The following is a 9031-nucleotide window of genomic DNA, read 5'->3' as shown; positions in this document are numbered from 1 at the left end:
GTCAGCTTTTCAGGTACCATTTTGGAAGCGGCTGTTGGTGCTTGATGGATTGGTTAGGTTCTTGAAATCATAGCACTTTCAGCCGCTTTCTTTTATACCCTGTGAGAAATCCGGGCTAGAGGGATTCGCTTTGCACTGGATGACTTTGGCACTGGTTACTCATCGCTGAGCTACTTAAAGCGCTTACCGCTAGATGAGCTAAAGATTGATCAATCGTTTATTCGCGAACTGCTCACTGACAAGACAGATGCAGCGATCGTGGATACGACGATACTGCTTGCCGTGAGTTTAGGCTTAACCGTGGTCGCAGAAGGGGTAGAGAAAAAAGAGCAGCTTGACTGGCTAAGAGGCCATGGCTGTTACCGTTATCAAGGCTACCTGTTTGGTCGCCCGACACCGATTGAGTATCTTTTTGAAAGCTATTAGGCGGCTATATAAAAACCCCTTTCCAGCACGCTGAAAAGGGGTTAAACACTCTTAATGATACATGCCTGCTTTAGCTAAACAGCGCAAAGCTCTCAGCGTTAAGCAACATGTGAACCAAAATGCTGGCGATATAGCCGAGCAAAATGACCGGCGACCAACGCAAGTGGCCCATAAACGTATAGGAACCTCTTGCCTGGCCCATTACCGCTACCCCTGCCGCTGAACCGATCGACAGCAAGCTGCCCCCGACACCCGCGGTTAAGGTAATTAGCAGCCATTGGCCGTGAGACATATCGGGCTCCATTGTGAGCACCGCAAACATCACGGGAATGTTGTCGATGACCGCTGATACAATACCCAGCGTGATGTTGGCTGCCGTCGCGTTCCAGCCAGTGTAGAGCGCCTCTGACAGTAGGCCGAGATAGCCCATAAAGCCAAGCCCGCCAACACACATCACTACCCCGTAGAAGAACAGCAATGTATCCCACTCGGCACGTGCCACACGGTTGAAGACATCAAACGGCACCACGCTACCCAACTGCTCAAGCTTCTTGTTGTCGCCACGGCGGCTATAGCGTTCGCGCTTACGCTCCAGCGAACGGGGTAGGCTGCGGCGTAGGTAGTAGCCGAAGAACTGCAAGTAACCCAGGCCAGTCATCATACCTAGCACCGGCGGCAGGTGGAGCACTACGTGGCACAGCACGGCGGTAATAATGGTCAATAAAAACAGCCCTACAATGCGTCGGGCACCTCGCTTCATCCACACATCTTCATAAACGCTAGCGGGTTTCTCGTCCTTAATGAACAGGCTCATGATAGAGGCGGGAATGAGGAAGTTGACCAGGGCAGGGAAGAACAGGATGAAGAACTCCTGGAATTCAACCATGCCGGCTTGCCACACCATGAGAGTGGTAATGTCGCCGAAGGGGCTAAACGCACCCCCCGCATTGGCGGCCACTACAATATTGATACAAGCGACGTTAATAAACCGCTGGTCGCCCTCTGCCACTTTAGTTACTACGGCACACATCAATAGTGCGGTGGTGAGGTTGTCGGCAATGGGGGAAAGCACAAAGGCGAGACCGCCGGTCAGCCAAAACAGTGTCCGGTAGTTGAAGCCTTTGCGTAACATCCAGGAGCGCAAAGCATCAAACACCCTGCGCTCTTCCATCGCGTTGATATACGTCATGGCCACCAGCAAGAACAGCATCAGCTCGGTGAACTCCAAAAGCGTCACGCGAAACGCGTACTCGGACGCGTCAGACATACCGTTTTGGACATACACCCAGCCGATGAGGCTCCAGATGATACCGGCTGCCACTAACACCGGCTTCGACTTGCGCATATGAATCTTTTCTTCCGCCATGACGAGGGCATACGCCAGGACGAAAATAGCCACCGCAAAAAAGCCGACAGCCGAGGTGGTTAAATTTAGTTCACCAGTAACGGCAAACGCATTGGGGCTTACGCCTAATAGTAAGGCCGCTAACAAAAAAAGCCAGCGACGATATAATCGTGGCTGGCAAGAGGGTTGGCACAACGTAGGCATGTGACGTTTTTCCTCATGGTTAAGTTGTCAGGAGTGGTGTAAAAGCGCCACTAGTTTACCAGCCTATATTGCGCCGCAATACTTTATAAAAACGAACGAAAGTAGTTCTTCTTAAGGGAATAGCATCTTTTTTTAGGAAATTAATCTTTTAGGTAATGGTAACTTTAACAACATTAGTTTTGCCTAAGTGCTGATTTAAAGGTGGTGGTTATACTATTGCCGAATAGTATTATTAAATAATATCCATTTCTTTATACCTCTTTTCACTAATGCACGCTTTCATTATCGCCGTCGACCCTCAGGCGAGGCTGCCCGTTTAGGCATAGTCATGGTATGTTGACGCCCCCCTAGGCCCATTGCTGGGTAACATAAAAACGAGGCCGTTAGAAAACGGCCGCTGGATACGCTAAGGAAAATTAAGATGCGCAACTCATTTCGCTCCCTTCGCCGCACGCTTGGCGTGGCGGCTGCTACGCTAGCGCTGGTAAGTACCGCTTTCTCCGTCCATGCTGAAACGCGGGTGACCTATAAATCGGCTTCTGCCGGTACCGCCTACTATCAGATGGGCGTAGAACTCTCAGAAGCAATCCGCCAGGGGACGGATGACGCGATTATTCTGACCCTTGAAGAGAGCCAGGGCTCGGTTCAGAACGTCATGGAGGTCATGGCGCGCCAGGGTAACTACGTGTTTACCACGCCGCCTGCATTAGTGGAGCAGGCCATGGCAGGAGAGGGCGCCTTTGCCGAGCGTCAGAACCCTCGCTTTCAAGAAATTCGTGGCTTATTCCCTATTCCCTCTATCACCATGCATTTTGTACTGGCGGGTGACGAAGGGGTGACTGATGTGTCTGCCCTGGAAGGCAAGCACTTATTAATTGGCCGGGGTACGTTTGGCGCCCGGGAAGCGGCTCGTTATCTGGAGTTGTTTGGTCTGGAAGAGAATGTCCAAATCGCCGATGCGGCGATTGGCAGCGGCCCCGATGCACTTAAAAACGGTCAGATTGATGGCTTTGTAACGGCCAGCTCTTTCCCGTCGCCCAATGTGATCGAGACCGCCGCCAGCATGCCTATATCGTTGGTTAGTCTGACCGATGAGCAAATCGAACAAACCGGCGCAGCGCGCCAAACGATCCCCGGCGGTACCTACCCCGGCGTTGATAAAGATGTCGAAACCACATCGCTACCGGTGATTGCCTACACCACCACCTATATGGATGACGATACTGCCTACACACTGACCAAAACATTTTGGGAGCGTCGTGATGCCATGGCCGAAGAGGCCGCCTGGTGGGGCAGTATTACCCCTGAAATGCTGGAAAACATGACCGGCTCGCTACACCCAGGGGCACTGCGCTATTACGAAGAAGCGGGCTTCGAGGTGCCTGACTCTCTACGTTAGTCACTATCCCCCTTCTTCCTACTGCCACGGCGATCGCGCTGTGGCAGTTCTGTATTGATGCAGAGTTGATGCGGTATTGATGCAGTATTGATAATAGGCAACTTGGCATGCGTGTTATTACTTCTTCGCCAGCGGCGACCCCTGCAGATGATGACGCCATAGCCCCAGGCTGGATGGCGCTGGGGGCGGTCAGTGTGGTGTTTCATCTGGGATTGATTTTTTATGGCTTAACGCCTGCGCTCGTCAGTCGGCCGCTACACATGGCGCTGCTGTTGCCTTGGGTGCTGGTCTACATGGCCAACACACCGACGCAGCGAATCAGCGGCTGGGTGCTAACGCTGTTGGGTGTGGCCGCATGTGGCTATATCGCCCTCAATGAGGCCGCGCTAGCCAACCAGTATGGCTTTATTGATACCCACCTGCAGATGGGTATTGGGCTATTTTTAATCGCGCTTGCGCTTGAGGCCGCCCGCCGGGCGATTGGCTGGCCGCTGCCGCTGGTCGCGTTGCTGGCCTTGATGTATGGCGCTTTCGGCCAATACATCCCTGGTGCTTTTGGCCACCCTGGGCTCCCGCTGCCTAGCATGGTGGGCACATTGACCATTGCCGAAGGCGGGCTGTGGGGATCGCTGACCGGCGTGAGTGTCAGTGTGGTGGCGATTTTTGTGATTTTCGGTGCAGTACTCAATGCCGGCGAAGCGGGTCAGGGCTTCATGAATCTCGCTGGCGCGGTGGCAGGGCGGCTGACCGGGGGCGCGGCCAAGGTGGCGGTGATTTCCTCGGCACTGATGGGCTCTATCTCCGGTTCGGCGTCAGCTAACGTGGCCTCCACTGGGGCAATCACTATTCCCTCCATGGTACGCCTGCGCTACCCGCGCTCGCTCGCCGGTGCGGTGGAAGCGGTTGCCTCCTCTGGCGGACAAATCATGCCGCCGTTGATGGGGGCGGGCGCGTTTGTCATGGTGGAGCTGACAGGGACTCCCTATACACAAATTATGGGCGCGGCAATGTTGCCGGCAGTCCTCTATTTCTTGACCGTCTGGGTGGGCATCAATGCCTACGCGACTAGGCATGACTTGCAGCCCGTGGCGGAAAGCGAACGCCCCCACGCGAAAGAGGTCGTCATTACCTCGCTGTTTTTTGCGATCCCGTTCGTGTTGCTGCTAGAACGCATCTTCAACGGTGGCTATACCCCTCAGTACGCTGCCAGTATTGCGATTTTTGCAGGCATTGCGCTGTTGTTCTTTGATGTGACGCTGCGCTTTTCGCTTCCTGGCTTTAGCCGTCGGTTAGCCGCCGCTGCGGTCACTGCCGGGCGCCAGATTGCCGTGATCGGCGCAATTATCCTGTGCGCCTCGCTGGTGGTCGGCGTGCTGTCGCTAACAGGGCTGGGCGTCAAGATTACCTCAGGTATCCTGTCGCTCTCCAACGACATGCTATGGCCAGCCTTGCTGCTAACGGCGCTCGCCTGCTTGATTTTAGGCATGGAGGTGCCAACCACCGCCGCCTACGTAATCTGTGTCTCTGTCGCCGGGCCGGCGTTGACATCGCTGGGTCTGGAACCGCTTCTAGCGCACTTGTTCGTCTTCTGGTATGCACTGCTCTCGACTATCACACCGCCGGTGTGTGGCGGTGTGTTTATCGCCGCTGGCATGGTGGGGGAGAATTGGCTAAAGGTGGCGTTCAAGGCCATGGCGCTGGGGATTGGGCTGTATATCATTCCCTTGGCCATGGTGGCCAACCCGGAAATAATCCAACTAGTCTTTAATCCGTCAGGCGCCCTGCTGAATGCCCTGAAAGTGGCGCTGGGGCTGGGGGCGATCTCTTACGGAGTGATCGCGCACAAAGCATTGTGGCAGCGTGCGGCGCTAGTCGCGGCGGGGGCTATTCTGATCTTCGTGGCTTAGCCTTTAGCCCTGGGACGAACCGTCAGCATCCAGGCGTAGCGGCGAAGAGGCTGGCAGCGGGGTAGTGGCAAACATCACCCAGGTATCCAGCGCAGGCCCCAGTGACTGCACCAACCGCAGTTGCTCGGGTGCCTGGGCGAGCACCTCTTCAGCACAAATGCCTGCCTCAAAATGCCCGGCGAGCAGGCCCTCTGCTACTGCCACCGTGGTGGGGGCATCAATGAGCTCTGTATAGGCCGTTAAATCAGTGTAATAGCGGGTGGCTGGCTGCAATGCCACCTGGGTGGGCTGCGCAATGGTACGTTGTGCGATCAGCGCCAGCGGCTTGCTACCCGCAATAAAGGTGTCGACCGGGTAGGCTCGATGCATATAGCGGCCGACACAGTCGCTATGGGTGGCGTGGGCGGTGCACTGCAACACGTGGCTAACCTGCCCAGCAATAAGCGCCTGAAAGGCATCTTCAAAGTGGTTGAAGAGTGTCAGGCTGCCTTCACCTGAACAGCGTTGTTTTAAATAACGCATGGCAATCAATTCGTGGTTATTGCCGCTAGGACCCAGGGTCGCAATGTGCATAGGAAACCTTAGTTGTTCTTGACACTGATATAAGTTTTGTAGATATATGCGTTTGTGTGAGTGCGTGCTAAGCAGAGTAAAACGGCGCATCGCGAAATGATCGCAATGGAGAAGTAAAGGATGCGTCGTACTTTTGTGCTTAAAATGCTCTTAGGAGCCACTATCCCATTGCTGATGACGCTAGGTAGCGGCGTGGCTCTGTATATAGCGCTTCAAAGCAGTTTGGATACCTCCGCACAAATGCTTCGAGAGCAGGCAATGGTTGCTGCTGCGAATAATTTAAAATTGCGTGTCGTAGATGCAGAAACAGGGCAGCGTGGCTATTTAATCGCTGGTCAAGATGAATACTTATTACCCTATCAAAAAGCGCTTATATCCTATGACCTGATCTATGACCGTGTCACGGAAATGTTAAAAGAGCAGCCTGATCAACTAGGGCGCCTTAGAGAGGCGCGTACTTTGTTTGAACGTTGGCAACAAAGTGTAGCCATGCCTTCGCTAGATAATCGTCGTATCGGTGATGCCTCACCCAATCTACAGCTGTTTGAACAGGGGAAGCACTTAATTGATAGCTACCGAATCACCATGGATGAGCTTACCGAAGTAGCCAATGCTCGTTTACGAGATAAGCAGCAGGAAAGTATTGCTATAGCACGTCGTGCAAATATTATTGCGACCATGGGGTTTGGCGGTGCAGCCTTAGCAGCATTGATATTATGGCTACTATTAGCAAATCGTACATCACTAGCTGTGAATGGCATTACTGATGCTGCAAAGCAGATGATGGAAGGGCATTGGCGCAAAAGGGCTCCCGAGCTAGGCAATGATGAATTAGCTGCTATGGCCCGGGCCTTTAATCAAATGGCTGAGCGCTTAGAGGCCATGGTGAGCGCGGAGAAGCAGGCGCGACAATCGCTGGCACAGCATGTGGATGACATGGTCGCCAGTCGTACTAAAGAAATGCTAGCGATGAATCATCTGGTCGAAATGCTGCAGTCTTGCCACCTTCGTGATGAGGCGATACAAGTGCTGCACTCAGTACTCCCCAGTTTATTTACGAAGACATCGGGTGCTTTGCTTTTGCGGGATGAAGAGGGCGAGTGCTTTACCATCAGGGTGGCATGGGGACTACAGGCTGGGCAAGTGGATGCCTCAGTGGGCGAAGTGGATTGTTGGTCGTTGCGACGTGGTAAGCCTTATGAGGTTAGCCCTTTGGTGGATCATGGCGTCGTGTGCAGCCATATCCACCCTCAAGCGGGGGGCCACTATTGTGCGCCGCTGACAGCACACGGTAATTCGCTCGGAGTCTTGCATATCTCGGTCCCCGACGATCACCATAATGAGTGGGTAAATCACAAACAGCTGGCGCAGGCGGTGGCGGAACAGGTTTCGTTGAGCCTGGCGAATATCCAGCTACGTGAACGTTTACAACAACAGTCGGTACGTGATCCACTAACGGGGCTTTACAACCGCCGCTACCTTGAAGAGAGTTTGCAGCGCGAATTAGCACGTGCCAAACGCGAAAACGGTACGCTATCGGTCATTATGCTCGACTTGGATCATTTCAAGCGCATCAACGATGATTATGGTCACTCTGCAGGCGATAAAGTTTTGGTAGTCGTCGGAGAGTTGCTAAAGAATGCGTTACGAGGTGAAGATTTAGTCTGCCGTTTTGGTGGTGAAGAGTTTACGTTAATCATGCCTGGCGCAACGCTTGAGATAGCAGCCCAGCGTGCTGAGCAGCTGCGGTGCTCAATTGAAAAGCTCACGATCGATATTGATGATACGGCATTGCTCACTGTCACGAGCTCTTTGGGAATCGCCGCCTATCCTGATCATGGCGACGATGCCCAACTACTGCTTAATGTGGCCGATGATTCACTCTATAAAGCAAAACATGCAGGCCGTAATCAAGTGGTGATTACTGATTTACAGATCGCTTAAAAAACGCTAAAGCTTAGGGCGATGTAAGCCGCATAACCGGCGAGCAATGCTGCCCCTTCCCAGCGCGATAGACGCATACCGGTGTACAAAAATAGCACCAACAGGACAGCGGCACCGAGCATCACCCACTGGTCGAACAGGGCCACGCGTGGTGCAAGGGGCAGTGGTTGTAAAAATGCTGAGATACCGAGGATGCCCAGCAGGTTAAATATGTTACTGCCCAGAATATTCCCCACCGCGACATCAGCATGACGGCGCAGCGCCGCAATCACTGACACGGCCATTTCAGGTAGTGAGGTGCCCACTGCAACGATGGTGAGGCCAATGACGGCTTCGGAAATACCCAACGCCTGGGCTAACCCAATGGCGCCAAAGAGTAGTAGCTGCGACCCTCCTATTAGCATGCCTAAACCAATCACCAGCGCTAAGGTGATCATCCAGCCCGTGGTGGGGAGTTTGGTCATCTCTTCGGCTTCTGAGGCATGCATATCTGCCGCAGGAATATGATGCCGACTTTCACTTAAGTAAGCCCACACAAGGTAGCCCACAAGACAGGCTATAAAGATTGCCGCATCAACGCGCCCTAATGCCCCGCCAAAGGAGAGTCCAATAAATAGCAGGCTCGCCAGTATCACCACCAAGCCATCTCGGCGCAGCGCTTGGGGATGGACCACCATAGGGCAAATCACGGCACACATGCCCAAAATCAATAGGATATTACCGATATTGCTACCCACGATGTTGCCAATAGCAATGTCAGGCTGTTGGTTTATAGCGGCATCAATAGAAACAACCAGCTCGGGTGCCGATGTGCCGAAACCGACAACTACCAGCCCGGTCAGTAGGGGCGAAACGCCGACCCTTCTTGCGCCAGCAACAGCCCCCCGGATCAGTGACTCACCGCCCAGGGTGAGCAGCGCAATACCCGCCAACAAACTAAGTCCATATAGCATGTTAAAACCTCTTCCATAGTACTGGTCAGGCTGCGATTAATGCAGGGTTTGCCTGGCCAATAGAGCGCGCTAGGCGGTCGGATTAGTAGTGCCCAGCTCTTTGGCAAGATTAAGGCTATTTATGTAAATTTGCGCGGTTTAAATGGCTATGAAAAGTAGAGAAAAAATAAAAAAACATAAAGGCTTTGACCTGCTGTGAACTACGTGACAGGATGTGCGCAGTTAGTAAGTTAGCAAGCAAGCATGGTTCCAGAAACATTCGAATTCTTTCGGTAGTCTG

Annotated in this window: 6 protein-coding genes and 1 pseudogene; 4 read left to right on the top strand and 3 right to left on the bottom strand. The window is 53.3% G+C overall.

Features of this window, described 5'->3' with window-relative positions; all coding sequences use genetic code 11:
- Positions 1-105: 105 nt before the first annotated feature.
- Positions 106-426: pseudogene (locus HUO07_RS15665) on the top strand (EAL domain-containing protein); the annotation flags it as partial.
- A 70-nt stretch (positions 427-496) separates the two neighbouring features.
- Here HUO07_RS15665 and nhaD read toward each other — a convergent pair.
- Positions 497-1975 (bottom strand): sodium:proton antiporter NhaD, encoded by a 1479-nt coding sequence (gene nhaD, locus HUO07_RS15660; RefSeq protein WP_176304328.1) that lies wholly within the window; start codon positions 1973-1975, stop codon positions 497-499.
- Between the two features lie 421 nt (positions 1976-2396).
- On the opposite strand from nhaD, the gene HUO07_RS15655 reads away from it, so the two are divergent.
- On the top strand, positions 2397-3374 hold the full coding sequence (locus HUO07_RS15655) for a TAXI family TRAP transporter solute-binding subunit (protein ID WP_176304327.1): 978 nt from the start codon (positions 2397-2399) through the stop codon (positions 3372-3374).
- Positions 3375-3481: 107 nt separating this feature from the next.
- Entirely contained in the window at positions 3482-5281 is a 1800-nt protein-coding gene (locus tag HUO07_RS15650) for a TRAP transporter permease (RefSeq protein ID WP_176304326.1), read from the top strand.
- 3 nt (positions 5282-5284) lie between these two features.
- On the opposite strand, the gene HUO07_RS15645 is transcribed toward HUO07_RS15650, so the two are convergent.
- A complete protein-coding gene (locus tag HUO07_RS15645; RefSeq protein WP_176304325.1) occupies positions 5285-5854 on the bottom strand; it encodes a hypothetical protein in 570 nt (189 codons plus the stop codon).
- Between the two features lie 120 nt (positions 5855-5974).
- Between HUO07_RS15645 and HUO07_RS15640 the strand changes: the two genes are divergently transcribed.
- Entirely contained in the window at positions 5975-7798 is a 1824-nt protein-coding gene (locus tag HUO07_RS15640; protein WP_176304324.1) for a diguanylate cyclase, read from the top strand.
- Here HUO07_RS15640 and HUO07_RS15635 read toward each other — a convergent pair.
- Entirely contained in the window at positions 7795-8751 is a 957-nt protein-coding gene (locus HUO07_RS15635; RefSeq protein WP_176304323.1) for a calcium/sodium antiporter, read from the bottom strand. The two genes, HUO07_RS15640 and HUO07_RS15635, sit on opposite strands and share 4 nt — an antisense overlap.
- Positions 8752-9031 lie beyond the last annotated feature (280 nt).

The sequence above is a fragment of the Vreelandella maris genome, assembly GCF_013371085.1.
GTDB lineage: Bacteria > Pseudomonadota > Gammaproteobacteria > Pseudomonadales > Halomonadaceae > Vreelandella > Vreelandella maris.
This window is presented reverse-complemented; position numbering and strand designations above follow the sequence as displayed.